The sequence below is a fragment of the Vibrio coralliilyticus genome, assembly GCF_024449095.1.
Lineage (GTDB): Bacteria > Pseudomonadota > Gammaproteobacteria > Enterobacterales > Vibrionaceae > Vibrio > Vibrio coralliilyticus_A.
In genome coordinates this window covers 1,181,064-1,205,981 of sequence record NZ_CP024628.1, presented here as the reverse complement: position 1 = coordinate 1,205,981, position 24,918 = coordinate 1,181,064, and the positions used below count along the sequence as shown (strand labels likewise).

Here is a 24,918-nt window from a genome sequence, read left to right as displayed (position 1 = left end):
TGATATAAATAATTATACGTCCGAACTTTGAAAAAAAGCTGCCTCCCGTTTGGGGGCAGCTTTAAACTCGTCCTAATTACTCGTCTTCGATCGAGTTTAGGTACTCTTCTGCGCTTTTCAGATTGTCTAGCTCTGATGCGTCTGACATCTTCACTTTAACAATCCAACCGCCTTCGAAAGGTTCTTCGTTGATTAGCTCTGGGCTATCTTCTAACTCTTCGTTGATTTCTAGAATCTCACCAGTGATTGGTGCGTAGATATCTGAAGCTGCTTTTACAGATTCAACCAAAGAGAAGCTATCACCCGCTTCGATCTCTGCTTCAACTTCAGGTAGGTCTACGAATACAACGTCACCTAGCATTTCTTGTGCATGCTCTGAAATACCGATAGTTACTGTGCCGTCACCGTTGTCACGTACCCACTCGTGGCTATCTGCAAACTTCAGTGTGTTGTCCATTGCTTAATCTCCAAAATATAACTTTGATTAAATTGTTTATTGGTAAAGTGGGTAGCGATTACACAGCGCTTTCACTTCTTTGCGAACGCGTTGTTCTACTTCTGCGTCACCTTCAGGGTTGTTCACCAATCCGTCCAGTACATCGCCAATCCAGTTACCGATGAGTTTGAATTCTTCAGCGCCAAAGCCGCGGCTTGTTCCCGCAGGCGTCCCCAAACGGATGCCCGATGTAATCATAGGCTTCTCTGAATCGAATGGGATGCCATTTTTGTTACATGTGATCCCCGCACGTTCCAACGCTTCCTCAGCCTTGTTACCTTTCAAGCCCTTAGGGCGAAGGTCCACCAGCATTAGGTGCGTGTCTGTTCCGCCAGTCACAATGTCACAACCGCGAGTTTGCAACACTTCAGCGAGAACTTTTGCGTTATTGATCACCGAATCAATATAAGTCTTGAACTCAGGGCCCAAAGCTTCACCGAAAGCGACGGCTTTAGCTGCGATAACGTGCATCAGTGGGCCACCTTGAAGGCCAGGGAATACCGCCGAGTTGATTTTCTTAATAATGTCTTCGTGGTTGGTCAGAATCATACCGCCGCGTGGGCCACGCAATGTTTTATGCGTTGTCGTTGTGACAACGTGTGCGTGTGGTAGTGGGCTAGGGTGAGCACCAGTTGCAATCAGACCTGCGATGTGCGCCATATCAACCATTAGAATCGCATCAACTTCATCAGCGATTTCACGGAATTTTGCGAAGTCGATAGTACGAGGAATAGCACTACCACCAGCGATGATCATTTTTGGTTTGTGCTCAAGGGCTAGAGCACGAACATCTTCGTAGTTGATTTCTAGTGATTCACGATCCACACCGTACTGAACGGCATTGAACCATTTACCAGAAAGAGCAGGGCGCGCACCGTGAGTTAGGTGGCCGCCAGCATCCAGAGACATGCCAAGGATAGTGTCGCCAGGTTGAAGCAGAGCAAGTTTGACTGCGCCGTTTGCCTGTGCACCTGAGTGAGGCTGAACGTTAGCAAAATCGCATTTGAACAGCTGTTTAGCGCGTTCAATCGCAATGGCCTCTACGGTATCAACATGTTCACAACCGCCGTAGTAACGACGACCAGGGTAGCCTTCTGCATATTTGTTGGTTAGGCAAGTGCCTTGAGCTTGCATCACTGCTTTAGAAACAATGTTTTCTGAAGCAATGAGCTCGATTTGTTCACTCTGACGAGTATTTTCCGCTTGGATTCCTGCGAAAACCGCGTCGTCTGTAGCAGCAAGATTAGTCGAGAAAAAGTTCTCTAGGCTGTGATTTTGGTAAGTGTTGTTCATGGTAGATGACCTTCCATTCGTGCTAACGAGATTATTAATAGGGTTATCGTTCTCGTTAGTCCTCTTTCTGTTTACTGCCCTCAAACACCGAAGACAGGGTGAATTCTATACCCCTAAGCGATGTGTCAAATCTCGGGGAAAAGCCGAATCTCACTGTTAAATCAATCTATCAGTCAGCTCGGAAATCGCATCTCTACAACTAACAAGTTGGTAACATAGCGGTTGTTACAGGAACAATCAACCAAAAATTTCCTATTGGAAACATGGTTTCTAAAATTGTTACCAAGAGCACGGTTTATTTCCTGTGCTCATCTTTCCACTCTGATGATGTTCGGGCACAATGAAAATGGAACAGGAAGTGGACGTTTAATAAGAGGGAAACATGCCCGAAGATATCTATGATGAGTACCCATCTTTGACATTGGCGAAAGAAGCTGCCGATCAAAATATCGAACCCCTAAAATTGGGCGAGAGAATCAAGGATATTCGCGGTAAGTTGGGGATTACTTTGGAAGAGGCAAGTCAACGTACTGGGCTGGCGCGTTCTACCTTGAGCAAGATTGAGAATGAGCAGATTTCTCCTACGTTTCAGGCGATGCAAAAATTGGCGCTTGGATTACAGATAGATATGCCACAACTCTTTGAACCACCAAGGAAAAAAGTCGCAACAGGCCGTAGGGATATCACCAAAAATAATCAGGGGAAACCACACCCAACACCGACCTACGAACATGAGCTCTTGGCGACTCAGCTTTCCAATAAGAAAATGATGCCTTTTAAAAGCCAAGTTCATGCGCGAAACTTTGAAGAGTACGGTGATTGGGTACGTCATGACGGTGAAGAGTTTTTGCTGATTTTGTCCGGTTCAGTCATGTTCTATTCGGAGTTTTACGAACCGGTAGAATTGAGTGAAGGTGACAGTGTTTACTATGACGCGAATATGGGGCATATGCTGATCTCGACCAGCGAAAAAGACGCTAATATTTTGTGGGTGACTGCTAAATAATGCGATTTATAAAGAATTTCGTATAGTGAAAGCAAACGATTGCCTTTGTCGTTTATATAAGTACAATAGCGCCATTTCAGGCAGAGATAGCCTGAAATGGCGTTTTATTTTTGGTGCGCTGAATGTGAATGTGATGTTAAATATCACACTTTAGACTGTTCCCCTGCTGTTAATGGTGCAAAAATTCTCCACTCGTGTTTATTATTGGAAACAAGGTTTCCTTGAACGGAAAACGAACCTGATTAAATGGAGACAACAATGACTCAAGATCTACTCAAAACACCACTTCATACGCTTCACGTAGAAGCTGGTGCGAAAATGGTTCCTTTCGCAGGCTACGACATGCCAGTCCAATACAAACTGGGTGTAAAGAAAGAGCACTTACATACTCGCGACGCTGCGGGTCTTTTTGATGTGTCCCACATGGGACAACTTCGTTTACACGGTGAAGGTGCAGCAGCATTTCTTGAGTCGTTAGTTCCAGTTGACATCATTGACCTACCACAAGGTAACCAGCGCTATGCTTTCTTTACTAATGAAGAAGGCGGCATCATGGATGACCTAATGGTGGCAAACTTAGGTGACCACCTATTTGTTGTGGTTAACGCAGCATGTAAAGAGCAAGACATCAATCACCTTGAAGCTCACTTACCTGCAGGTGTAGAACTAGAGATCATCGATGATCGCGCTTTGCTGGCTCTTCAAGGCCCTAAAGCAGTCGATGTGCTTAAGCGTTTCAATGCCGAAGTTGCTGACATGCTATTTATGGATGTGAAGAAGTTAGACATCCTAGGTGTTGAGTGCATCGTTAGCCGCAGTGGCTACACAGGTGAAGACGGTTACGAAATCTCTGTGCCGAACACGCATGCAGAAGAACTTGCGCAGAAGCTAACAGCGGAAGAAGAAGTGGAATGGATTGGCCTTGGTGCACGTGATTCTCTACGTCTAGAGTGTGGTCTGTGCCTATACGGACACGATCTTGATACAACGACGACACCGGTAGAAGCAAGCCTTCTTTGGGGAATTCAGAAAATTCGTCGTATAGATGGCGAGCGCGCTGGTGGTTTCCCTGGTGCGGAGATCATCCTTAAACAGATTGAAACTAAAGACGTATCACGTAAGCGTGTAGGCCTAGTCGGCCAGACGAAAGCGCCTGTACGTGAAGGCACGGAGCTGTTTGATGCTGATGACAACAAAGTCGGTATTGTGACAAGCGGCACAGCAGGCCCAAGTGCTGGAAAGCCGGTTTCAATGGCTTACGTTCGCGCAGATCTTGCAACTATTGGCACTGAGCTGTTTGCAGATGTTCGTGGTAAGAAACTGCTTATGACGATTGAAAAAATGCCATTTGTTCCACAACGCTATTACCGTGGGTGATAGAAAAATTTAATTCTATGACGTCATATCAGAGAGTTCACGTTAGGTGAACTCTTTTTTATTGGTACTCCTCATATCAACTGAATACTCTAAAACGAGAGGTAGCTTAGGTCATTAAATAGCTCGAAGTCATCTGGATGTGATAGATTATCGTCATTTGATATTAATGATAATAATTGAATGGAAAATTTGTATGAGAAAGCTATCCATACTTTTGCCTTTTGTCCTAGCTTCTAAGAGCTTCGCATTTGACGTCAACCCATATATTGTTAATGGTACAACGGCATCCATTAGTGATTACCCTTCCTTTGCTAGTCTTTACTACGATGACGGCAGTCAGTACGGAAATTACTGTGGCGCAACAGTCATTAACTCGCAATATATTTTAACGGCTGCCCACTGTATTTATAACGATAATAGTCAAAACCTACATACTTGGGTTGTCCCACAGTTAACTGATCAGTCGCAATATCCTTATGGTAGTTATCAATCATCGAGAGCTAAAGAGTTTTATTTCCCTGATGATTATGTTGATTCTGAAGAGCAAAGGTGGCCCAACGACATTGCCATTATTAAATTGGAGTCGCCGCTTAATACTCAAGATTATCAATACTTATTGAATACCACGGAAAATAATACTTATGCCCAAAATAACGGCTCTGATTCATTTAAGGCAATTGGTCATGGTCTGATAGAAGGTAATGTCTCTTCTGATGGTACGTTATTAGAGACAAGTTTGGAGTTAGAAGACAAGTCCGTTTGTAACTCTACTGATAAGCAATTGTGTTTTGATGGTGCACAAAGTGGTTCATACAAGAATTCGACGTGTAACGGCGATTCTGGAGGTCCTGTTTATTGGTATGATGGCAGCAAGTATGTACAAATTGGCATAACGAGTTTCGGACCTACTGACTGTGGTGATATCAATGAGCCTGCCACCTCTGTTTTTACAGAAACTTACGATTATAATTCATGGATCAACAGCGTAATATCCGGTGGTCAAACACCGAAATATTATATCTCAACTGACAGCAGTGGCACCCGCTCTCTCGTTGATAATACTGCACAGAGTGGTGGTAGCGGCGGCGGTGGCTCTCTTGGCTTCCTATCTTTCTTATTTATCGGGGCAGCTCTATTTAGAAGAAAACTAACAAGTTAGAATCCAGCCCGTTGCCCTTTCGTAAGCTAAACTTAAAGTTGATGGTTGCGAAAGGGAGACGGGAAGATGAAAAAGCCAATTTGGTTCCTTAGCCTGATACTGGTTAGCTCCCGATTGCTGGCGATGGAAATTTCGCCTTACATCGTGAATGGCAGTAACGCGGACATTACTAATTACCCTTCTTTTGCCAGCCTGTTTTATCGCAACGGCAACACCTACAGTACGTCGAGTTATTGTGGGGCCACTATGCTTAATAGCCAGTTTGTCTTAACTGCTGCTCATTGTATTTATGACAATGAAAGTACTATGTTGTATACCGTGGTGGTTCCCCAGTTGGAGGATGAATCGAACTTCTTGTCCACTCAGCAGGCAAAAGCAGAAGAATTTTATTATCCGGATGATTATATTGATTCAAGTTCAGAGCTTTGGCCAAATGACATTGCCATTATTAAACTTGAGACGCCACTTTCTGTATCTAATTACACCTCTCTCCTCAACACTTCGATCAATAACAGTTTCCCCAGCCCCGCAGATTACAAAGCAATTGGTCATGGATACATTGAAGGTAATGTCGCAGGTGGTACTCAACTTTTGGAAACCTCTTTGGAATATATCTCTCTGAGTAGTTGTCAATCTGAGTATGGTAGTAAGCTGACGGACAAGCAGATCTGTTTTGGTGGTCCTGAATCTGGAGGTTATCAAAACTCCACTTGTAGCGGTGATTCGGGAGGGCCTGTCTATTGGTATAATGGGAGCCAGTACATACAGGTTGGTATCACCAGTTTTGGCCCGAGTTTATGTGGCAATACGGCATTCAATGTAACTTCGGTATTCACGGATGTCTATGACTATACTGGCTGGATCAATAGTGTTATGAATGGGCAGGTTACACCCAAGTATTACGTCACCACAATCAATGGTAACCGTGTCTTGAATAGTAATGTCGATGACAGTGTGAGTGCTCGCTCTGATGGTGGTAGCGGTGGAGCCGTTAACTTTGCTGTATGGCTGATAATCGCAGTGTTCGCATTGAGAGGGAGGCGTCTCAACCAGCTTAATTAGGCATAATTGAGATTTAAATAAGTATCATAAATGAGAAATTACTATAATTATTTGAAACCTCCGCCTCAAATAGTGCGCGTGAGCATCTATTAATGATTTGTCGTGTTGACTATTTATAACTAAAAGATAATTTTAAATTACATAATAAGTTGAGCCGGAGAGTTCGCAGATGGCAAATCAATGTACTCACGAGATAACCTTTCTTTCAGATATAAGCATGCAATCCAAATTGTTTAAAGACTCTTTAGAGCAAGGCATTCAATTAAATGTATCGATTGTTCCAATTGAAGAGCTTGAAGCATGTGAAGGCAAGACATCTATCCTAGGCGATTACATTCTGTTTGACTACCACTACCTGAACGATGAGAAGTTTGATGTTTACAGTCAGATCCGCTCATTAAGCACTAAGAATCCGAAAGAAATCGTAATTAACTGTCCGAAAGATGTCCCCTCGACCCAGCTATTCAAATGGCGAAATTTAGTGGGTGTTTTTTATATTGATGATGATCTTTCTTTGCTACTCAGGGGCATGGAAAAGATTATGAAAGACGAAATGTGGCTATCACGAAAAGTTGCTCAAGATTATATCGAGCATTTTCGCTGTGCAAATAGTGTTACCACCTCACAAGCTTATGCCAATCTTACCAAACGAGAAAAAGAGATCATGCGTTTGCTTGGACATGGGGCTTCTAATCTCCAAATCGCTGACGAGTTGTTCGTGAGTGAGAATACGGTGAAAACGCACTTACACAATATTTTTAAGAAAATAAATGCTAAGAATCGCCTTCAGGCACTGCTGTGGGCCAATAATAATGTGGCACTAGAAGAAAGAGTGTAGAGTTCTCTGGCGTGAGTAAAACGGGAGCTTTGAGCTCCCGTTTTGGTTAGTCGTATATGGTAGGGATCGGTTGACGCTTATGCTGAGTTGCTTGATAAATCGCGACAAGCTTATCTGAGACATCTTGAGAGACAGGCTTGCCTTCCAAAAAGTCGTCAATTTGGTCGTAGCTTAAGTTCAGTGCATCTTCATCCGCTTTTTGTGGATCAAGCTCTTCCAAATCAGCGGTGGGCGTTTTCTTCACCAGTAGTTCAGGTGCTCCTAGCGTCGCAGCAACTTCACGGACTTGACGCTTGCTCAAACCAAACAATGGTGCCAGATCGCAAGCCCCATCGCCAAATTTGGTATAGAAGCCAGTAATGTTCTCTGCTGAGTGGTCTGTGCCTAGTACCAAGCCACCCACATAACCAGCAATTTCATATTGAGCAACCATTCGAGCTCGCGCTTTTACGTTGCCTTTGACGAAATCGATCTTGGAGGCTTGTGTTGGAAGAAGGTTGGTGTGTGCAAGCGCCTCATGAGAGGCTGCGTGTAAGCCATCAACGCCTGATTTGATGTTTACAGAAACCGATTGTGAGGGTTGAATGAACTGCAAGGCGATTTGTGCTTCATCTTCGTCTTTTTGCTCTCCGTAAGGGAGACGTACGGCAATAAATTGATACCCACCTTCTGTTTCTTCATTCAGTTCATTAATGGCGATCTGAGCTAGGCGACCACATGTTGTCGAATCGACACCACCACTGATACCAAGAACTAATGCTTTGCAACCTGCTTCCTGCAATTTGCGCTTAATAAATTCAACACGACGCGAGATTTCGAATTTAGGGTCGATTGACGGCAATACGCGCATCTCGTCGCGGATGAGCTGTTCCATGATGTTTCCTTCCTGCAAGCAATGATTTTAAGAAAATGATGGTAGTATCATACCTAAATGAACAAATTAGAAAACTGTGAACAATGAATTCACATTTATCAGGAAAGAAAATGAACAAAATCGCTGTATTCGGTAGTGCTTTTAACCCGCCCAGCCTTGGACACAAGAGTGTTATTGAATCACTCACTCATTTTGATCGTGTGCTTTTGATTCCTAGCATTTCACATGCTTGGGGAAAAGAGATGCTTGATTACAAAGCTCGGTGCGAGCTAGTTGATGTATTTATTGAAGATCTACAGTCGAGTAACGTCGAACGAAGCGGCGTAGAGGAAGTGCTCTATAAACCAGAGCAGAGCGTGACAACCTTTGCTGTGTTAACGGAACTACAGCGTCAGTTCCCTGAATGTGCCATCACCTTTGTTATCGGGCCGGATAACCTATTTAATTTTGCTAAATTTTATAAAGCAGATGAAATATTGAGTCGATGGTCAGTCATGGCATGTCCTGAAACGGTGAAAGTGCGTAGTACGGACATAAGAAGGGCTTTGAGCGATAAGAAAGACATTCACTCACTTGTGACACCAAAAGTTTACCAATTATTGGTCGAAAGAGAGTATTATTAAGGAATGACGTACCAATTATTTTGGTGGTGAATGAAAGGGTATTTACTGATATTTCTGATGGGGTTGGTTTCTTATGCTGCGGATGGATGTGAGCTGTATAGTACTGACTATCAATCGGATTCGGTGTTGTTTCATTCTCAGCAAGGCGTCTGCTTCTCGTTACTCGATGGTATTCAATACACGGCAGATAAGTTAGATGCTTTTGAACAATGGGTGTCGGAAGAGTCTTCGGCTGATTATTCCTCTTATTGGGCTGATTGGGTTCTACAAACTGAGACCAGCCCTATTTTAAGCCAAAGCCTTGCTTCTAACTATATCGGAATCGGGGTCTGGATGCCGTCTGAATTGGAAGAGCAAGTCCATTTGTCCGAAACTGAAGATTGGATTATGAGTCATGGGTTACAACTAAGCCTTGGCTTCGGTGAAAAGAAACTTGGTGAGCCAAGGTTACGCTTGGACTATCGCTGGCATGATGACTATGAACGTGATGTTATTATGCAGCTTGAGCTTCCCTTCTGACGCCTTCCACTTACCACTTTTCATGATTTGAACATATTTACTACCGCAGGCTGCTCACTGGGTATGGAATGTTTAGCTTGTGCTTTAATGATGGCCTTTGGTTTTTCTGGACGTGAGTAGTAATAACCTTGTATTTGGCTACAACCCATATCGTGCAACTTATCTAACGCTTCTTTGTTTTCCACCCCTTCGGCGACCAGATCGACCTTGAGCTGTTTTGCCAGCTGAATGATGAGCCAGACGACACGTTCAGAGGTTTCATTACTTAGCATGTTGCGAATGAAAGTAGCGTCGATTTTGATGCAGTCAATTGGGTAGTTGTGAATATAATTAAGGCTTGAGTATCCAGTACCAAAGTCATCCAAAGCGACGGTGAAACCAAGCAAACGCAGTTGCTCAAGTATGAATTTTACTTCATTGGTTTGTGACAGTAGTACAGTTTCAGTCAGCTCAATCGTGAACTCTTCAGGCTTAAAACCGTGTTTACTTACTGTTGAAGTGAGATGTTCCAAGTAGCGATTAGTATCATTGAGTTCATGGGCGGAGCAGTTGATGCCTAGTTTGACTTTATAGCCTAGCCCTTGTTCGAGCTCTTTTTTTGCTTGGCAAGCAAGGTCGATAATACGCTCTCCCAACTCTATAATGAGCCCTGACTGTTCGGCAGCTTCAATGAATTCTAATGGAGAAATCATCCCTAATTCACTGCTCTCCCATCTGGCTAGGATTTCAAAGTAATCCCAATGACTTTGATTACGGCGCACAATCGGTTGTGCTAAGACATAAATTTCACATGGGTTTAGGTTCGCTGGTGATAGTTCGTTACGTAACGCGTCAATCACCATAGTTCGTCGGTAGTATTGTGCACTTAAGTGGGTGTCATAGCATTGAACCTGAGAGTTCCTCGATTGTTTGCAATCTTTTAACGCTAAACTGGCGTTGAGAATTAATTGGTCAGCAGTCAGCCTCTTATCCGTTCTGCGTGCAATACCTATATTGACACTGACTTTAATGTTATGGGCAGGGTCTTTGTACCCTGACTCTAGCTTACTGAGAATGTTTCGGCATACTTCAAGTGGATCGCCGCTGTAAGTGATAAATGCGAATTCATCACCAGCAATTCTAAAGGCAAGTTGCTTGTCGTGTATCGATGACTCGATAGCATGGGCGACAAACTTAATGACCTGATCGCCAACGTAATTACCATATAAATCATTGATGGATTTAAAGCTGTCGATATCGACGTAAGCGAGTGTGAATGAATCACTGCTGGTTTCTGACAATCTTTCCAATTTGTCTGACAAGAAGCTTCTATTGAGTAAGCCTGTAAGGTTGTCATGCGAAACTTCATAACTCAGTTGATTAACCAAGCTTTCAGATCGGGCGGAAAGCCACTTCGCTCTCAAACTGTGCACAATGACGTGAGCAAAAAGAGTGTGGTAGTAAATGAGCTCTTTGCTGGTTTCAATAGGAGCCTTGAATGTAGAAAGCAATACACCGAGTACATCACCTGAACGGGTCCTCAAAGGCACACCGAGATAGGCTTGTAACTGGTGGTCTCGGATATACACATCTTCAGGGAAGTCTTGCTCCACATTACTGGCATATAGGACATAATCGAGCTCGGATTTACTGACATGGGCACAAGGGGTGCCCTGTAGAGAATATGAGGTCGGTTTATTCAGAGTCTGATTACATGCATAGGACAAGGTATGCGCATTAAAATTGAATTTATCAATTTCAATGATACAAGTGCAAAAGGATTCAAAATGTTTGTTTAGGACAAGGGTGACCTGATCCAGCAGCGCTGAACCATCGAGCTGGAGCGTTTTATTCACCACATCTAAATCAATAGATGCGGGTTTTCCTTGTAACCTAGCCATTTAATTAACCTACCTTATCGTGATTGAAATCACTTATTTGTTGGTATTGGTTCAATTAAAATATGGTACAAGTCTCATAATAATTCAAATCAATAAAATCTTTTTGGATTCAATGAGACTGTCCTTGCTCTTTGGCCAAACGTTCCTTTAAGTAATCCAGAAATAGTTTGGTTCGGGTATGTTGGTAGTCAAGCTTCGGATAATAAGCGTAAACGGTGGCTTCATCTGCGGTTATTCGGGGAAGAATCCGCTTCAATGTGCCGGTTTTGAGCTCATCTTTGATCATGACATCATTGGAAATTAAAATGCCCATGGCATTTTTGGCAGCATAAAAAAGCGCTTCCGGGTTAGTGGTCGCAAGATTACCCGATAACACTATTTTTTTGCCATTAGTCAATGTGATTTCTCGATGAGGCCGTTCTCCCCATATCAAAGCATTGTGTGCTGTCAGCTCTTCTATGGTTTTGGGCTCACCATACTTTTCTAGATAGTCTGGAGAGGCATAAAAGCCTGCTTTATGTTCGAAAAGGGCTGAAGCTTTGAAACTCAGTGAGTTAAGTTGTTCAATCTCACGGCTGATGAACAGATCTAGGCTGAGCTCAGGTAGCTGGCCGGGAGTGGTGGTGATTAACTGAATGCGAATGTCAGGGTACATTTGCAGAAAATCATTCAGATACTGAACTAGAAATTTAGAACCAACGGCAATGGTTGCCCCGATCTTAAGCAGCCCAGCGGGTGTCTGGTTGACTGAGCGGGTTTCATCTACGATGGATTGCCAACCTTCTATTTGGACCTTCGCTCGTTCATAAAATAAAGCGCCAGCTTCCGTTTGGGTGACGGTTCGAGTTGTCCGCTTAAGTAACTGCACGCCAATACGTTCTTCCAGCCAATGGACACGTTTACTGATCGCTGAGCTAGTAGTGTTCATCTTTCTGGCTGCGCCGTTGAAGCTGCCTTCATCCACTACTCGTATGTAGCTTTGAACACTTTGTATCCAGTCCATGGCATTCTCCAATTGATTCTTATTAGGAAATAATCAGTTTCCAATTGAGGATATTATCATTCATCAGCAACGAATTTAAACTTTATTGCATACAGATGCAACGAGGTGAGGCTATGAAGAAAACGCCAATTTTGCTGGCGATGATGATAATTGCAACGGGCCAAGTCGGTGTGAGTATCTATCTACCATCCTTACCTATGATCAGCGAAACGTTGCAGATCAATCAAGCTGACGTACAGCTTCTTGTGACGTTATTTTTAGTCGGTTTTGGGGCTTCTCAACTGTTCTATGGCCCGCTATCCGATGCGATAGGGCGTCGCCCCGTGTTTCTCCTTGGGCAAGGAATCTATCTGATCGGGACGGTAATATGTGTGCTGTTCTCTCATAACTTGTGGATGCTGGTGTTTGGACGTTTGCTACAAGGACTCGGGGCGGGAAGTGCTTCGGTCCTAGGACGAACGACTGTTATGACGGTGCGGAGCTGACCAAGGCCCTTTCTTATGTTTCGGTCACCGCCTCTATTATGCCGGTGATTGCTCCGGTGTTTGGGGGTTGGGTGGCATTCTATCTAGGTTGGGAAGCGGTATTCATATTCGTTCTGTTCTACTTGGCGGCAATTTTTATATTGGGTTACCTCGTCTTACCTGAGACTATGAGTTATGGTCGTTCCCCATTTAAAATCAGGAAAGTGGTGAAGAACTACGGTAAATTGATAACGAACAAACAAGTGCTCAGTAGTGCGAGTTATAACTGGACGACTTACCTCGCTTGTCTGGTTTCTTTATCAGTTATGCCATTTATGCTACAGCATGAGTTGGGGTTAACCGCCGCAGAGTACGGCTCGGTAATGGTTATTCCGTCTGCAGGATTACTTGTAGGGACATTGGCTTTAAATGTTTTGAACCGTTATTTAAGTACCCAGCAGCTTATGGCGTTGGCCATTTTTATCATGATGGCTTCTGGAGGATGGTTAATCTTCACGGGCTTTACCCTGTTTAATGTTATCTGGTCTTTCACTTGGATGACCATAGCACAAGGCTTATCATTCCCTTTGTCAATCAGCCTGTTACTCGCTCCTCATAAAAGGCAAGCAGGTTCTGTGTCCGCCCTGACTGGCTCCATTCAGATGTGTCTTGCTGGTGTACTGGGGGGGTATTTAGTTGAAAATTGGATACAGAGTCAATCTGCATTAGGCATGTTCTATATGGTATCAGCCAGTATCATGGCAATGGTGCTTTACTCAAGCCGAGTTAAGGCTACTGCCCAACAAGAGTTTGCTTGAAAGGCGTTGGGTGGCTGATACAATGCGCCCCAATAATTGAAAAGACGATCTGAGAGGTCGACGATGGAACATAAACAGTTCGAAGAATTAGTCATGGCACTTTGTTCAAAAGAGAACCTACCGCAAGCTCTTGAAGTGTTGAAAAAACATGAAAATGAAGACGTTGCTGAGGCGGCGCAGTCTCTTACTGGTCAGTTTGCTTTGGCAGAAGTTGACGGTGAACAGCGTATTTACCATGTGACGATGCAAGAAAATGAGCAGGGTGAAGAGCAAGAATACGTTGAGCATGTGATGAATGAAGGCGATGACGTGATTCGCTTTGTTGCTTGGTTCTTTGAAGTAATGTTCGATGTAAAGCGTAAAGACACCTATCAGGTCGCAGGTAAAACGTACCAACAACCCAAACGCGCTAAATAGTCGAGTTTACGTTTTCTGTAAAAACAAAGCCCCATATTTGGGGCTTTGTTTCTTTTTAACCAACGGAGCTTTGGTTGTTATCCATAGTGACCACATTGTCGGGTACGCCACTTAACCCTTTTTCCGCTAGCCAAGCTTGCAGATTGTCGGCGCCACCGATGTAATGACCGTCAAGCCAGATCTGAGGAACGGTTACCGGTGTTTTTTCTCCGATAATGGCTTTCACCTCCGGGATCATGCGATACAGAGCCGCACTGTCTTTAACGACATCGTGATACTGGTAGTCAATTCCAGCGTCATCAAGTAACTTCTTGGCTTTCACGCAGTAAGGGCAGGTCGCTTTTCCATAGACAATGTTCCCTTTCAACGTATCGCGTTTGGTCCATTCTTGGATAATAGACTGAACCAACACACCGCGATTCAAGGCTTCACCTTGGCTGACCACTTTGCCTTCGACCATAAGAATAGGAGCATGCCAAGCTCCAACCTTCAACGGTTCCCACCAATGAGAGAGCCAATCTTTCACTTCCAATTCAACGGGAACATCGGCCAATTCGTTCTCAAATGTATCTTTGAGAATGTCTTTGGTCAGGGTGCATTCGCCACATGGAATTTTTACACTGAACGGTCCCCAACTACCGGCCCAGCGATATAGTGTTACTTTGATTGGATCTGTCATAGAGCTCTCTCCCTTAAATGCCTTTAACTAATAGAACGGCGCGCGCTGATATTTATTTCAATTTGCGGGATTTTTTTGATTCCCATTGAGTAATAAAAGCGACAGATGCAATGATGATCGCGGCTCCTAACCACAGTCTACCTGGTGGTACCCAACTGAACACGATCCAACCTGCTAGCACATTGAGTGGTAATTTTGCATGATCAAAAGGTTGAACAAACGATGCATCGGCCACGGAATACGCTTTTACAATAGCCCATTGAGCTAATGCAGTCAGTGCTCCAGCGGCGAACAGCACAAGCCAAATAGTCCCGCCAGAGGGTGTCTGCCAGTCAGGGATAGCCAGTAGAATGTTAAAAGGGGTAATAAGAAGGAGCAGATAAACCACCATGGTAGAGGGGGAGTCATTAGAAGACAGTTTCTTAACCATTAAGGAATAGCAAGCCCAGAAGAAAGCGGCGCCAATGGGTAGTAATGCTGCCCAGCTAAAATCAGTAGACCAAGGCTCAAGAATGATCATTGCACCAATGAATCCAGCGAGTGTCGCGCTCCAGCGAGCGAGCCCCACCTTTTCTTTTAGGAACAGGCCAGAGCCAACGGTTGCGAACAGCGGTGAAGTCATCAATAGGGCAATGCCTTGCCAAATCGGTACAGGATAGGCGAGTGCCCATAGCCAAAGTTGAATACCAATCACAGAAAGAAAGACACGGAAAATATGCCAGCCGAGATGCTCAGTGCGTAAGGAGCGTCTAATACCTAGCGTTTTTAGGTAAGGTAGAATCACAACTAATGCGATCGCATACTGAATGAAAGCGACGGTTGTCGAAGATAAGCCAAAATTGATGCTGGCGATTTGTGCGAGGCTGTTAACCAAGGCAAAGGCTAAACCAGCCGTGAGCATCCAGCTCGCGCCTTGAATAGGATGGTGGGGTCTTGAAGCCATAATCGTTGTGTTAAGGAATGTAGTAGGCTGAATCATACGATGTTCTTTGTAGTACGTCATCAGCCTATCCTGTTGTACTTCATCAAAAAACTGAAGAAACAAGATGTGCATATTGCTTGGCAGCGTGTTGTATCACTCGTTTTGGGGCGTTTTTGTTGCCAGATAAAACCAAATGTGAGTAGCCGCAATCTGTTCTATTGTTCCAGCTTCTCTTCAATTTGCTTCAGGGCTTTTTGATACATTATCCATGCACTCGCTCCAGCGAATATGTTCCCAGCGAGAGCTCCCCAGAAAAGCCCTTCAATACCACCTATTTCTGCACCTAACCATAGGCAAGGTAAGAAGAAGGCGAAAAGGCGAAGTGCTGAGATGGTTAGGGCGGTGTAAGACTTACCGAGTGCATTGGCAATGGAAACCATCAACATACATATTCCGAGTGGCCCTAAACTGAAAGGGACGATTAGTAGGTGCCAAACAAGGATCTCAGAGACCTGCGCTTCACTGGTCATTAGAGAGGCTAGCCAATCTGCCGACAGCCAAGTCAGCAACGCAATCAGCAGTTGAAATCCGACCACAAACTGGCTAGCAATGATGACCAGACGGCGAATATCAGCGATGTTTTTGGCCCCGAGTAATCGTCCGATCATCGGTGGCATGGACATAGTCAAGGCTAACACCGAGACAATGGCGAAGAATTCAAACCGGGAGCCCAGTGCCCATGCGGCAACCGCGGCAGTACCAAATCCTGCGAGTAATTTTGTAGCTAGCATCGACGAAAGAGGGGGAAGGAGTTGGCTTATCATTGCTGGCCCCATGATATTACCAATAGATTTCACACTCTTTATGATGTTGAGATCACTCCAGTCAAAGCTCATCCAATGTTTACGTGTGACCTTAGGTGCAACGATCAGGATACCGATACCAAAGGCGATAATGGTCGCGATGGCAGCGCCGTTCAGCCCGAGATCGAGAGTAAAAATGAAAATTGGATCCAGTATAAGATTAAGTACACTGGTGACCATCATCATCGTGCCTGGCAGCATAGTATTACCATTGGCTCGGCAAACACTGTAAAGGAAGTAGAGTAGAGCGCCGGTCCATGCACTGGCTAGCCAGTAGAGCCAATAGCTATCGATAACAGGGTAGATTGTTTCAGGAGCACTGAGTAACTGAAGAATAGGAACACGAATCAGATAGATCAGAACTGAAATAATGGCAACACCGATGGTTCCTATCGCAATCACTAAACCGCCAAGCTGGTGGGCAAAGCGTGTTTTTTTGGCTCCTATCGCCTTTGCTATGACAGCCGTTGTTGCGATACCCAGCCCCACTTGAATACCGATAATGACCATTTGTATCGGCAATGTGAATCCTTGCGCAGCAAGTGGCAATACCCCGAGTTGGCCAATAAATGCACTGTCAACCAGTTGGAAGCTCATCAGAGACAACACACCAAATAACATCGGCCAAGTCATCTTGAATAGTTGTTGCCCCAGAGATGGGGATGTTTCAATGTATGTAGCAGTCATATTGTTTAATCATTCGGTAAAATAAAAGACCGAGGCATTGCCCCGGTCTGAAATCATTCTTCTTTGAACTCTTCAGCGTAACCTTTGGGGGGCGGTGTCCAACCTCGCTCACCAGTTTCGTGCTTGTCTGAGCGATCAGTGTTCATCGCCTGCTTTATTTGTTCTTCAAGGTGCATGAAGAGTTTTCGGTAATTGTTGTCAAATCGCTCGCCCTCAGAGTCGTCTTCCCAAGCTTGATAAAGCGCGTCAGATTTTTTGTCCTCAATTTGGCGATAGGCGGCTTTTTGTTGCTCTACATGAAATGGGTGGTAACCAAGATTTTTCAAGGCCTGGGATCCAAGTTCAAGGGCAGAATGGTAGGTTTCAAGCTCAATAATGTCAGCACCGGCTTGACGTAGCAAGTATCCATGGCCTCGGTCAAACGCCCGGGCTAACACAGCTACCTTAGGATAGGTGTGTTTGACATATTTAGTCAGCTCGACACTTGCTTCTGGGTTATCAATCGCGATAACCAGCATAGAGGCCTCTTCGATACCTGCAGTATGTAGCATGTCTGGCCTAGTGGCATCACCGAAGTATGCTTTAGTTTCAATCCGACGTACAACATCGATTTGTGCCGCTTGATGATCAAGGACAACCGTTTTAACCCCATTGGCCACCAATAAACGGTTAACGATTTGTCCAAATCGACCAATACCAGCAATGATAACGGTGCCTTTCTCTTCGATATTGTCTGCTTCACGATCATTCGATTCAAGCTCGAAGCGAGGCAAAATTACTTTATCAAATAAGATAAAGAGCCCTGGAGTGAGGAACATAGAAAGTGCTACTACCAGAGACAAAGTTTGCGCAACATCCTGTGGAATGACGTGATTTTGCACTGTGAAACTGAGTAACACGAAACCGAATTCACCAGCCTGTGCAAGACTGAGTGTAAATAGCCAGCGGTTGCTGTTTCTGATTCTAAAGATAAGTGCTAACAAATACAGGGTGGCCGCTTTTAGTAGCATAACCCCCAAAGTTAAGCTGATGATAAAAAAGAAGTCGTTGAACAGTATGCCAAAATTGATGCCTGCGCCAACAGTAATGAAGAACAGACCTAACAGCAGACCCTTAAAAGGATCGATATTAGACTCCAGCTCGTGTCGAAACTCACTGTTTGCCAGAACGACACCTGCAAGGAAAGTCCCAAGAGCAGGAGAAAGCCCGACTAAACTCATTAATGCTGCAATACCAACCACTAACATCAAAGCCGTCGCAGTGAAAATCTCTCTAAGCCCTGAGCTTGCGACAAAACGAAATAATGGCCGACTTAAATAGTGTCCACCGACGACCAAACCGATCACTGAACCGACAATCACGAAGGCGTATGCCCATCCAGCAACCAAGCTCAATTCGTCATGATGCTTTGCCGCAGTGCCTACGGTATGCTGTGCTTGTTCGACCAACTCAGGGAGGGTCAGTAACGGGATAAAAGCCAGCATAGGAATAACGGCAATATCTTGGAAAAGCAATACCGAGAAGGCATTTTGCCCGCCTTCGGTTTTGTTCAGCCCTTTCTCGTTAAAGGTTTGTAGGACGATAGCGGTTGAGGAAAGAGCGAAAATCAAACCAATCGCGAGGGCAATTGTCCATGGTTGCTCAAAGACGAGGACGATTGCCGTAATCACAGCAGCAGTGCCGCCTACTTGCAAGCCGCCTAAGCCCAATAGTCGGTTTCTCATTGACCAGAGCATTTTAGGCTCCAGCTCTAGGCCAACCAAAAATAGCATCATAACCACGCCAAACTCAGCGAAGTGTTGAATAGTGGTGGTCTCTTCGCCAACCAAACCTATTATCGGGCCAATGACTACGCCTGCAATCAAGTAACCGAGCACTGAACCAAGGCCCAGCCGCTTAGCGATAGGAACGGCGATCACGGCCGCAATAAGGTAGATGAATGCTTGTAGGAAATAGCTGGTCATTGAACGCCTCCAACAATAATTTCATCAAGGCAGTGGCAAAGTTTCTCTACCTCCGCGGCCTTGTGATAATCAACTCTGTCATCGACTAAGGCGCCCAGTAAATGTTGCCAAGCCTCCACGTGGGACTTAATACGCCCATCTTCTTTCGCAGTACGTGAGCCAAATAAAGCAAATGGCGCTAGGTAATCCATTCCTGTGAGAGCTGCCATTTGCTCTAGAGGATGAAGTAGCTCTCGAATGGTAAAGTGGTTGTAGCCTTCGGATTGATATGCCTCTTCCTGACCACCAGCCGTCAGTGCACATAGGAATTTCTTGCCATGTAAGGCTGTACCGTCATGGCCGTAAGCAAACCCGTACTCCAGTACTAAGTCTTGCCACTCCTTTAAGATGGAAGGCGTTGAATACCAGTACAGTGGGAATTGGAACACAATAACATCGTGATCGATTAAGCGTTGCTGCTCACGATCAATGTTGATGTTGTAAGTGGGGTATTCGTAATACAGGTCTACAGCGGTTACCCCTACAATTTTTTGGCTGGCTTGAAACAGCGGTTGGTTAACTTCGGAACGTCGTTGAGAGGGGTGCGCATAGAGCACTAAAACTTTATTTTTTGACATTATCCAGTTCGCAGATCGTAGACTGAAAGTTTTATTGTGGCATATCGATCAACTTTTAACCATTGGTTACTTTTTGGTGGCTGACGAAATGGTTTCAACCGTCTGTGGATATTTGTCTGAGAACAAATCGAGGAGATCATTCAGATGATCGACGCTCAATGAAGCGTGTTGATTGAATGTGGTTGGCTTACCGTGAGTGACGAGACAAGATGGCATACGCGCATTGCTTGCCGCTTGCAAGTCATACATATAGTCACCCACATAAAGGATTTGCTCTGGGGGCAATTGCCACTCTCTGGCGAGTGCAAGCAATGAATCTGGCGCCGGTTTAGGTGGGAAGTGTTCACGGCTGATGATACGAGAAATATTGAGCTGATTGTGGTCAACTTTACGTTGGGAAGCCTGTTGGCAATTGCGAGTAATAATCGCAGTATGGAGATGATTGAATGCAATAAAGTCCAGTAGTGCGAGGCATCCAGGCATGGGAGTTGATTGTTCGGCATCATCCAATTCGTGCTGCAGTACCAGCTGTTTCGCTCTAAGCGCCGAATGAGAGCAATCCAGCTTGTCGATAAAAGTGAGCAAGTCGACGTCCCTTGGGCAGCCGACTTGAGCTCTTAACCACTGAAAGTCTAGGTTTGAGCTGACCAAGGTGTTGTCCAGATCAAAGACAATCGCTTTAATTTTGGCAATGTCCAGAGGAATGACATCCATGGCACTTTCCTGATTGTGGTTTAAGCAAATTCTTGTTCCAAGTAGGCAACAATATCAGAAGACTCGTACATCCATTCCACTTTGCCTTCTTTTTCAATTCTTAAGCAAGGTACTTTCACTTTGCCACCACCAGCTTCCAACTCTGAACGGTGGGCTGGGTTTGCTTTCGCATCACGCAGTTCAATATTGACAGATTGACGCTTCATGGCTCTGCGAACTTTCACGCAAAATGGGCATGCCTCAAACTGGTACAAGGCAAGCGATTGTGCTTTTTCATTGACCGCTTGTTGCTCTTCTTGTGAACGCTTCACCCCTTTTGGTGAAAATACAAAGTTAAGCAAGAGGATAATACGGCCAAGGAACCAACGGATAAACTTCATAATATTCCTTTAAAATACAGATAAATAGTACGACTTTAGTGTGGGTGTTGCCCCACTTTTGTATTGCTAATAATGAGCGCTGGCATTGTACCCAAGTTACCGATTAATTAGTACTTATCTTGTGCTGCTTAGTGACTGTTATACCCAGTCGTTTTGCCAGTCTAATTAAGTTTGCTCGGTCGGTTTTTAGTTGTCGTGCGGCTTTTGCCCAGTTGTACTCTGCTTCAGTCAGGGCAAGAGTGATGAGCTGTCGCTGATATTCTTCTGTTGACTCGCGCAGCCCTTTAGTCCAGTCGATGGTAGGCATGCTCCCTGTTGAGCTAGGGATTACCACGGAGTCTTCGACAGGGAGAGAATGGAGTTCGCCTATATCATCAATAGAAACGGTGATCAGCTTACGGTTGTTACCTCTCGCTCGAGCTTTTAGAGCGGCGCGGTTGATTACATGTTCTAGCTCTCTTACGTTACCCGGCCAGTTGTAGCGCGACAGTAACAGCTGAGCTTCTTTCCCTAGCTTGATTTGGACGATACCTAGCTTGCGACGAGCTTGCTCTAGGAAATAACCGGCTAACAGGACAATATCCCCTTCTCGCTGACGAAGCGGCGGTACGTTGATTGGGTAAACACTGAGGCGGTGGTAGAGATCGGAACGGAAACGACCTTGGCTGACTTCTTCCTTCAAATTACGGTTAGTCGCTGCGAGCACACGCACATCGATTGTCTCGACCTTGTCCTGACCAACCGGCTGGATTTCGTTGTTCTGTAAAGCCCGAAGGATTTTGCTTTGTGCGGCAAGTGGTAGTTCACCTATCTCGTCGAGAAACAGGGTACCACCATCTGCAAGCGCAAATTTGCCCAGCCGTGATTTATCAGCCCCAGTGAATGCGCCTTTTACGTGCCCAAACAATTCACTTTCAACTAAGTTCTCAGGGATGGCTGCACAGTTGACGTAGACTAGAGGCTGTTTACGACGATGAGACAAATGGTGAATGCTGCGCGCGACTAACTCTTTGCCTACCCCTGTTTCGCCATTGATCAGAATGTTGAAGTTGGATGGAGCAACGACCTCTATATCGGACTTTAACGTAGCCATCTTATCGCTTGCGCCAATAATCTCTCCCCCTTCACGCTCCCATGCATCTTCATTGAGTTCTTCAAATCGTTGTTGAGTCTGTTTGGCCTGCTGCTCAAACTGACTGACAGTCATCGCAACTTTGAGAGTTGAGGCCACGATTGCAGAGAGAGCGTCTAAACTGCGAGTAGGGATCTGGTCAAAAACATTGGGGGTCAAACTATCGAGAGTCAAAATGCCAAGTAACTTGTCAGCATACAGTAAGGGTAAGCCCATACAGGCGTGCATGGGTAAATCACCATCGCAATCAAGAAGTAAGTTATCGAATGGGTCAGGAAGTTCACAATCCGCATCGAAGCGTACAGCGGATTTTGAAGCGCAAATGGCCTCAAACCTAGGGTGTTCATCGACTCTAAAGCGGCGTCCCAATGTATCCCTTGTTAGCCCTTGAATCGCGAGGGGCACCAAGGTGTCTCCTTGTAAGGAGAGCAATGCAACGCTGTCACACTGGATAGCTTTTCGGATAGCATCAAGCAATTTATTGAAACGGTCATGTTCATTGTGACCTGTTGCTAGGCCGATTGTCATATCAATCAGAGTGGATACTGAAATATCTTGCATGGTACAGCTAGGCTCCTGAATACGTAGTTTACGTTGGCTGAGAATAGAATGAAGTAAAAGTAACCAGTATCATTATGTGATTATTTTATTATAGAGTCATTTAGACATGGTTCAACAGTGTCACTATGACTTTTTAATAACGAATAATGCTTGATAATCCAATTGATTAGGCCATGTTCCAACTTGGCATCAATTGTGCTCTTGGAAGGGTAAAAAGATAATACCCATATGAGGAGAAAATGAAAATGCTCAACAATCAACATATCGAAGTCGTAAAAAGTACTATTCCTTTGCTTGAAGGTGCGGGCCCGGCTTTGACACAGCATTTTTACCAACGCATGTTTTCGCACAACCCTGAGCTTAAAGATATTTTCAATATGACGCATCAGAAAACCGGTCGCCAAAGTGTTGCGCTATTTGAAGCCATAGCGGCTTACGCGAAGAATATCGAAAACCTTGATGCACTGACTTCCGCAGTTGAACGTATAGCGCACAAGCATACTAGCTTTAATATTCAAGCGAAGCATTATCAAATTGTAGGGCACCACTTGATTGAAACATTACGAGAATTGGCGTCAGAGGCTTTTACTAAAGAAGTGGAAGAAGCTTGGACAGCGGCCTACCTATTTTTAGCAAAAGTATTTATTGATCGTGAAGGGGAGCTGTACCTTCAGCGTAAACAAGCGGTGGGCGGTTGGGAAAACGCACGAGAGTTTGTTGTAAAGAAGAAGCAGCCAGAATCAGAATTTGTGACCAGTTTTGTGCTTGATCCAGTGGATGGTAGTGATGTTCTAGATTACTACCCAGGTCAGTATGTGGGGGTAGAAGTGAAGCCTTCCTCTGGTGAGCACAACGAGATTCGCCAGTATTCTTTGTCGCAAAAAGCTAACGGCAAAAACTACCGCATTTCTGTGAAGCGTGAAGTGGGAGAGCATCATGGTCTAGTGTCTAATTTCTTGCACGCAGAAGTGAGTGAAGGCGATACGCTTCATTTGTATGCGCCAGCAGGTGATTTTTATTATCAGGAAAAAGAGGCACCAGTTGTCCTTATCTCGGCGGGTGTTGGCGCAACGCCAATTCAGGCGATGTTGCAAACATTGGCAGATATGGGCAAAAAAGACGTGTCTTACCTCTATGCATGTCACAGTGCTGACCAGCATACGTTTAAGCAAGAGACAGAGCAGTTGGTTAGAGAGAATAGCTGGCAGCAATATACCTGGTACCTGGATGGCCAAGCGCATTTCTCAGGTCAGATGAGCTTGTCTGCAGTGGAAACCGAATTACCACTCAGCCGCGGCGACTTTTACCTGTGTGGTCCCGTCGCATTCATGGAAGTCATGGTTAAACAATTAGAGGAATTGGGCGTGTCGCGAGATCGTATTCATTATGAGGTCTTCGGTCCTCACGCCTATCTATAAAGGTCAAAAAGGGCTTCCTGAAAAGGAAGCCCTTTGAGGTATTAGCTGAAGATTTTTTTAAACCAGTCCCAAATCGGATGGTGAGGCTTTGATATCGGAGAATTTTCTGAACCGAGGTAATAACTGGCAAGAAACTGAGTTCGAATCGTGTCTACATCCAAACCAGATAAGTCACCTTGTAATTGTGCTGTTGTTTCAGCATGGTCATTAGCAAGGCTGAAGTCCATTTTGAGGTAACCTTGGACGTAGAGCCATACATGAGTAACCAGAGTCAGCATCTGGTAATCTTGATATTCAAAGCGTTTAGCGTTGTCTGTACCGAGGTTTTCGTGCAGTGCTTGCCACATGACCTTGACGGCTTCGCGATTGACCTCAACACGTGACAGACATTCAATATGTGCTTTGGTCATAATACCGAGTAAATGGGATTCGTCTGCACTGTCTGGTTTATGCTGCTTCACTTTCTCGAATAAGGTAGTGTGTTGTTGCAAAAACTGTTGCCACAGGGCTGGGTTTTCGGCTACTGCGTTAATGGCATCGGCACCTATCGACGCAAATGCCTGATGAAGATCAGTCATTGGATTGCAGTGTCTCAATCTGAACTTCAAATGAGCCTTTATCACAGTCAATGAAGAGGCTATTGCCAGTAATCATGATTGATAAATCCATACCACGTTCAACCACTTCTGATAAAGACTCAATACCCTCTGAGCTGAGGCGATAAATATGAGCGTCGTACTGATGGGATTTATTCTTTGTTTGCTCCCACCAGACATCGGACTTACTTGTGAATGTGAATATATCCACTCGTTTGGCTAAGCGTGTCGCTTTCTTAATACGATCCAGCGAAGGCTCACCGATTTCAATCCAGTGCAAAATAGAATCATCTAGATCCTTTATCCAGAGATCAGGCTCTTCAATCGATGACAGACCTTTAGTAAAAGCCAACTCAGGCTGATATTTAATACAATAAGCCAATATACGAGCAACCATCCTTGGAATCGTTTCAGAGGGATGTTGCGCAATAGTGAGTTGTGGGGAGTCGTACACATCTCGGTTGGTGTCCGAGAGAGAGATACGAAACTTATAAATGGTGGGTTTGAGTGCCATAGTTATTTGCTACACATAAAAAAATAGCCAGCGTGATGCTGG

24 protein-coding genes and 1 pseudogene are annotated in these 24,918 nt (G+C 44.7%); 10 read left to right on the top strand and 15 right to left on the bottom strand.

Annotated elements, in window-relative coordinates:
- Positions 1-76: 76 nt before the first annotated feature.
- Positions 77-457: a glycine cleavage system protein GcvH gene (gene gcvH, locus CTT30_RS20950; protein ID WP_006961445.1), complete on the bottom strand. Its 381-nt coding sequence runs from the start codon at positions 455-457 to the stop codon at positions 77-79.
- A 36-nt stretch (positions 458-493) separates the two neighbouring features.
- The gene (glyA, locus tag CTT30_RS20945; RefSeq protein WP_252036886.1) at positions 494-1,789 is read right to left on the bottom strand and encodes a serine hydroxymethyltransferase; all 1,296 of its coding nucleotides are present in this window, start codon (positions 1,787-1,789) and stop codon (positions 494-496) included.
- A gap of 382 nt (positions 1,790-2,171) precedes the next feature.
- Here glyA and CTT30_RS20940 point away from each other — a divergent pair, with 382 nt between their 5' ends.
- The 5 genes from CTT30_RS20940 (at position 2,172) to CTT30_RS20920 (ending at position 7,231) form a co-directional block, all read left to right on the top strand.
- The gene (locus CTT30_RS20940) at positions 2,172-2,795 is read left to right on the top strand and encodes a helix-turn-helix domain-containing protein (RefSeq protein ID WP_239835475.1); all 624 of its coding nucleotides are present in this window, start codon (positions 2,172-2,174) and stop codon (positions 2,793-2,795) included.
- A gap of 258 nt (positions 2,796-3,053) precedes the next feature.
- On the top strand, positions 3,054-4,172 hold the full coding sequence (gene gcvT / locus CTT30_RS20935; RefSeq protein ID WP_252036885.1) for a glycine cleavage system aminomethyltransferase GcvT: 1,119 nt from the start codon (positions 3,054-3,056) through the stop codon (positions 4,170-4,172).
- Positions 4,173-4,365: 193 nt separating this feature from the next.
- Entirely contained in the window at positions 4,366-5,331 is a 966-nt protein-coding gene (locus CTT30_RS20930) for a S1 family peptidase (protein ID WP_252036884.1), read from the top strand.
- Positions 5,332-5,397: 66 nt separating this feature from the next.
- On the top strand, positions 5,398-6,393 hold the full coding sequence (locus CTT30_RS20925) for a S1 family peptidase (protein WP_252036883.1): 996 nt from the start codon (positions 5,398-5,400) through the stop codon (positions 6,391-6,393).
- A 169-nt stretch (positions 6,394-6,562) separates the two neighbouring features.
- Positions 6,563-7,231 (top strand): LuxR C-terminal-related transcriptional regulator, encoded by a 669-nt coding sequence (locus CTT30_RS20920; protein ID WP_239863718.1) that lies wholly within the window; start codon positions 6,563-6,565, stop codon positions 7,229-7,231.
- Positions 7,232-7,277: 46 nt separating this feature from the next.
- Here the strand turns inward: CTT30_RS20920 and nadE are convergent, their stop codons facing one another.
- On the bottom strand, positions 7,278-8,105 hold the full coding sequence (gene nadE, locus CTT30_RS20915; protein ID WP_239835470.1) for an NAD(+) synthase: 828 nt from the start codon (positions 8,103-8,105) through the stop codon (positions 7,278-7,280).
- Between the two features lie 110 nt (positions 8,106-8,215).
- Between nadE and CTT30_RS20910 the strand changes: the two genes are divergently transcribed.
- A complete protein-coding gene (locus tag CTT30_RS20910; RefSeq protein ID WP_239835469.1) occupies positions 8,216-8,728 on the top strand; it encodes a nicotinate-nicotinamide nucleotide adenylyltransferase in 513 nt (170 codons plus the stop codon).
- A 30-nt stretch (positions 8,729-8,758) separates the two neighbouring features.
- A complete protein-coding gene (locus CTT30_RS20905) occupies positions 8,759-9,247 on the top strand; it encodes a hypothetical protein (RefSeq protein WP_252036882.1) in 489 nt (162 codons plus the stop codon).
- Between the two features lie 20 nt (positions 9,248-9,267).
- On the opposite strand, the gene CTT30_RS20900 is transcribed toward CTT30_RS20905, so the two are convergent.
- Positions 9,268-11,127 carry a putative bifunctional diguanylate cyclase/phosphodiesterase gene (locus CTT30_RS20900; RefSeq protein WP_252036881.1) on the bottom strand — a complete coding sequence of 620 codons (1,860 nt, stop codon included), beginning with the start codon at positions 11,125-11,127 and terminating at the stop codon, positions 9,268-9,270.
- Positions 11,128-11,236: 109 nt separating this feature from the next.
- Positions 11,237-12,130, bottom strand: coding sequence for a LysR family transcriptional regulator (locus CTT30_RS20895; protein WP_239863722.1), 894 nt, complete (start codon positions 12,128-12,130; stop codon positions 11,237-11,239).
- 113 nt (positions 12,131-12,243) lie between these two features.
- Between CTT30_RS20895 and CTT30_RS20890 the strand changes: the two are divergent.
- A pseudogene (locus tag CTT30_RS20890) lies at positions 12,244-13,412 on the top strand (multidrug effflux MFS transporter).
- Between the two features lie 63 nt (positions 13,413-13,475).
- Positions 13,476-13,829, top strand: coding sequence for a hypothetical protein (locus CTT30_RS20885; protein ID WP_252036880.1), 354 nt, complete (start codon positions 13,476-13,478; stop codon positions 13,827-13,829).
- 55 nt (positions 13,830-13,884) lie between these two features.
- Here CTT30_RS20885 and CTT30_RS20880 read toward each other — a convergent pair whose 3' ends face one another.
- From CTT30_RS20880 to norR, 8 genes are all read right to left on the bottom strand, one after another.
- A complete protein-coding gene (locus CTT30_RS20880) occupies positions 13,885-14,508 on the bottom strand; it encodes a glutaredoxin domain-containing protein (protein ID WP_239863725.1) in 624 nt (207 codons plus the stop codon).
- A 52-nt stretch (positions 14,509-14,560) separates the two neighbouring features.
- Positions 14,561-15,451, bottom strand: coding sequence for a DMT family transporter (locus tag CTT30_RS20875; protein ID WP_370689732.1), 891 nt, complete (start codon positions 15,449-15,451; stop codon positions 14,561-14,563).
- A gap of 194 nt (positions 15,452-15,645) precedes the next feature.
- Positions 15,646-16,980 (bottom strand): MATE family efflux transporter, encoded by a 1,335-nt coding sequence (locus CTT30_RS20870; RefSeq protein WP_252036879.1) that lies wholly within the window; start codon positions 16,978-16,980, stop codon positions 15,646-15,648.
- Positions 16,981-17,033: 53 nt separating this feature from the next.
- Positions 17,034-18,944, bottom strand: a complete 1,911-nt coding sequence (locus CTT30_RS20865) for a monovalent cation:proton antiporter-2 (CPA2) family protein (RefSeq protein WP_252036878.1) — start codon at positions 18,942-18,944, stop codon at positions 17,034-17,036.
- Complete coding sequence (locus CTT30_RS20860; protein ID WP_252036877.1) at positions 18,941-19,561, bottom strand: NAD(P)H-dependent oxidoreductase; 621 nt, start codon at positions 19,559-19,561, stop codon at positions 18,941-18,943. Before CTT30_RS20860 ends, CTT30_RS20865 begins: the two co-directional genes overlap by 4 nt.
- A gap of 66 nt (positions 19,562-19,627) precedes the next feature.
- A complete protein-coding gene (locus CTT30_RS20855; protein ID WP_252036876.1) occupies positions 19,628-20,275 on the bottom strand; it encodes an HAD family hydrolase in 648 nt (215 codons plus the stop codon).
- Positions 20,276-20,295: 20 nt separating this feature from the next.
- Positions 20,296-20,655, bottom strand: a complete 360-nt coding sequence (locus CTT30_RS20850; protein WP_239863731.1) for a glutaredoxin family protein — start codon at positions 20,653-20,655, stop codon at positions 20,296-20,298.
- 103 nt (positions 20,656-20,758) lie between these two features.
- Positions 20,759-22,348: a nitric oxide reductase transcriptional regulator NorR gene (gene norR, locus CTT30_RS20845; protein WP_252036875.1), complete on the bottom strand. Its 1,590-nt coding sequence runs from the start codon at positions 22,346-22,348 to the stop codon at positions 20,759-20,761.
- A 245-nt stretch (positions 22,349-22,593) separates the two neighbouring features.
- On the opposite strand from norR, the gene hmpA reads away from it, so the two are divergent.
- Complete coding sequence (hmpA, locus tag CTT30_RS20840) at positions 22,594-23,766, top strand: NO-inducible flavohemoprotein (protein WP_252036874.1); 1,173 nt, start codon at positions 22,594-22,596, stop codon at positions 23,764-23,766.
- 41 nt (positions 23,767-23,807) lie between these two features.
- On the opposite strand, the gene CTT30_RS20835 is transcribed toward hmpA, so the two are convergent.
- Together CTT30_RS20835 and CTT30_RS20830 are read right to left on the bottom strand one after the other, a co-directional pair.
- Complete coding sequence (locus CTT30_RS20835; RefSeq protein ID WP_252036873.1) at positions 23,808-24,344, bottom strand: hypothetical protein; 537 nt, start codon at positions 24,342-24,344, stop codon at positions 23,808-23,810.
- The gene (locus CTT30_RS20830) at positions 24,337-24,876 is read right to left on the bottom strand and encodes a YaeQ family protein (protein WP_239863735.1); all 540 of its coding nucleotides are present in this window, start codon (positions 24,874-24,876) and stop codon (positions 24,337-24,339) included. The genes CTT30_RS20835 and CTT30_RS20830 overlap by 8 nt, the downstream gene beginning before the upstream one ends.
- Positions 24,877-24,918 lie beyond the last annotated feature (42 nt).

Excerpts from the sequence above, each read along its gene's own strand:
- norR (WP_252036875.1), bottom strand. The coding sequence starts at position 22,348 with ATGCAAGATATTTCAGTATCCACTCTGATTGATATGACAATCGGCCTA.
- CTT30_RS20855 (WP_252036876.1), bottom strand. The coding sequence starts at position 20,275 with ATGGATGTCATTCCTCTGGACATTGCCAAAATTAAAGCGATTGTCTTT.
- CTT30_RS20885 (WP_252036880.1), top strand. The coding sequence starts at position 13,476 with ATGGAACATAAACAGTTCGAAGAATTAGTCATGGCACTTTGTTCAAAA.
- CTT30_RS20905 (WP_252036882.1), top strand. The coding sequence starts at position 8,759 with ATGAAAGGGTATTTACTGATATTTCTGATGGGGTTGGTTTCTTATGCT.
- CTT30_RS20900 (WP_252036881.1), bottom strand. The coding sequence starts at position 11,127 with ATGGCTAGGTTACAAGGAAAACCCGCATCTATTGATTTAGATGTGGTG.
- nadE (WP_239835470.1), bottom strand. The coding sequence starts at position 8,105 with ATGGAACAGCTCATCCGCGACGAGATGCGCGTATTGCCGTCAATCGAC.
- CTT30_RS20920 (WP_239863718.1), top strand. The coding sequence starts at position 6,563 with ATGGCAAATCAATGTACTCACGAGATAACCTTTCTTTCAGATATAAGC.
- gcvH (WP_006961445.1), bottom strand. The coding sequence starts at position 457 with ATGGACAACACACTGAAGTTTGCAGATAGCCACGAGTGGGTACGTGAC.
- CTT30_RS20870 (WP_252036879.1), bottom strand. The coding sequence starts at position 16,980 with ATGACTGCTACATACATTGAAACATCCCCATCTCTGGGGCAACAACTA.
- CTT30_RS20865 (WP_252036878.1), bottom strand. The coding sequence starts at position 18,944 with ATGACCAGCTATTTCCTACAAGCATTCATCTACCTTATTGCGGCCGTG.
- CTT30_RS20910 (WP_239835469.1), top strand. The coding sequence starts at position 8,216 with ATGAACAAAATCGCTGTATTCGGTAGTGCTTTTAACCCGCCCAGCCTT.
- CTT30_RS20940 (WP_239835475.1), top strand. The coding sequence starts at position 2,172 with ATGCCCGAAGATATCTATGATGAGTACCCATCTTTGACATTGGCGAAA.
- CTT30_RS20830 (WP_239863735.1), bottom strand. The coding sequence starts at position 24,876 with ATGGCACTCAAACCCACCATTTATAAGTTTCGTATCTCTCTCTCGGAC.
- CTT30_RS20925 (WP_252036883.1), top strand. The coding sequence starts at position 5,398 with ATGAAAAAGCCAATTTGGTTCCTTAGCCTGATACTGGTTAGCTCCCGA.
- CTT30_RS20860 (WP_252036877.1), bottom strand. The coding sequence starts at position 19,561 with ATGTCAAAAAATAAAGTTTTAGTGCTCTATGCGCACCCCTCTCAACGA.
- glyA (WP_252036886.1), bottom strand. The coding sequence starts at position 1,789 with ATGAACAACACTTACCAAAATCACAGCCTAGAGAACTTTTTCTCGACT.
- gcvT (WP_252036885.1), top strand. The coding sequence starts at position 3,054 with ATGACTCAAGATCTACTCAAAACACCACTTCATACGCTTCACGTAGAA.
- CTT30_RS20875 (WP_370689732.1), bottom strand. The coding sequence starts at position 15,451 with ATGGCTTCAAGACCCCACCATCCTATTCAAGGCGCGAGCTGGATGCTC.
- CTT30_RS20880 (WP_239863725.1), bottom strand. The coding sequence starts at position 14,508 with ATGACAGATCCAATCAAAGTAACACTATATCGCTGGGCCGGTAGTTGG.
- CTT30_RS20895 (WP_239863722.1), bottom strand. The coding sequence starts at position 12,130 with ATGGACTGGATACAAAGTGTTCAAAGCTACATACGAGTAGTGGATGAA.
- hmpA (WP_252036874.1), top strand. The coding sequence starts at position 22,594 with ATGCTCAACAATCAACATATCGAAGTCGTAAAAAGTACTATTCCTTTG.
- CTT30_RS20930 (WP_252036884.1), top strand. The coding sequence starts at position 4,366 with ATGAGAAAGCTATCCATACTTTTGCCTTTTGTCCTAGCTTCTAAGAGC.
- CTT30_RS20850 (WP_239863731.1), bottom strand. The coding sequence starts at position 20,655 with ATGAAGTTTATCCGTTGGTTCCTTGGCCGTATTATCCTCTTGCTTAAC.
- CTT30_RS20835 (WP_252036873.1), bottom strand. The coding sequence starts at position 24,344 with ATGACTGATCTTCATCAGGCATTTGCGTCGATAGGTGCCGATGCCATT.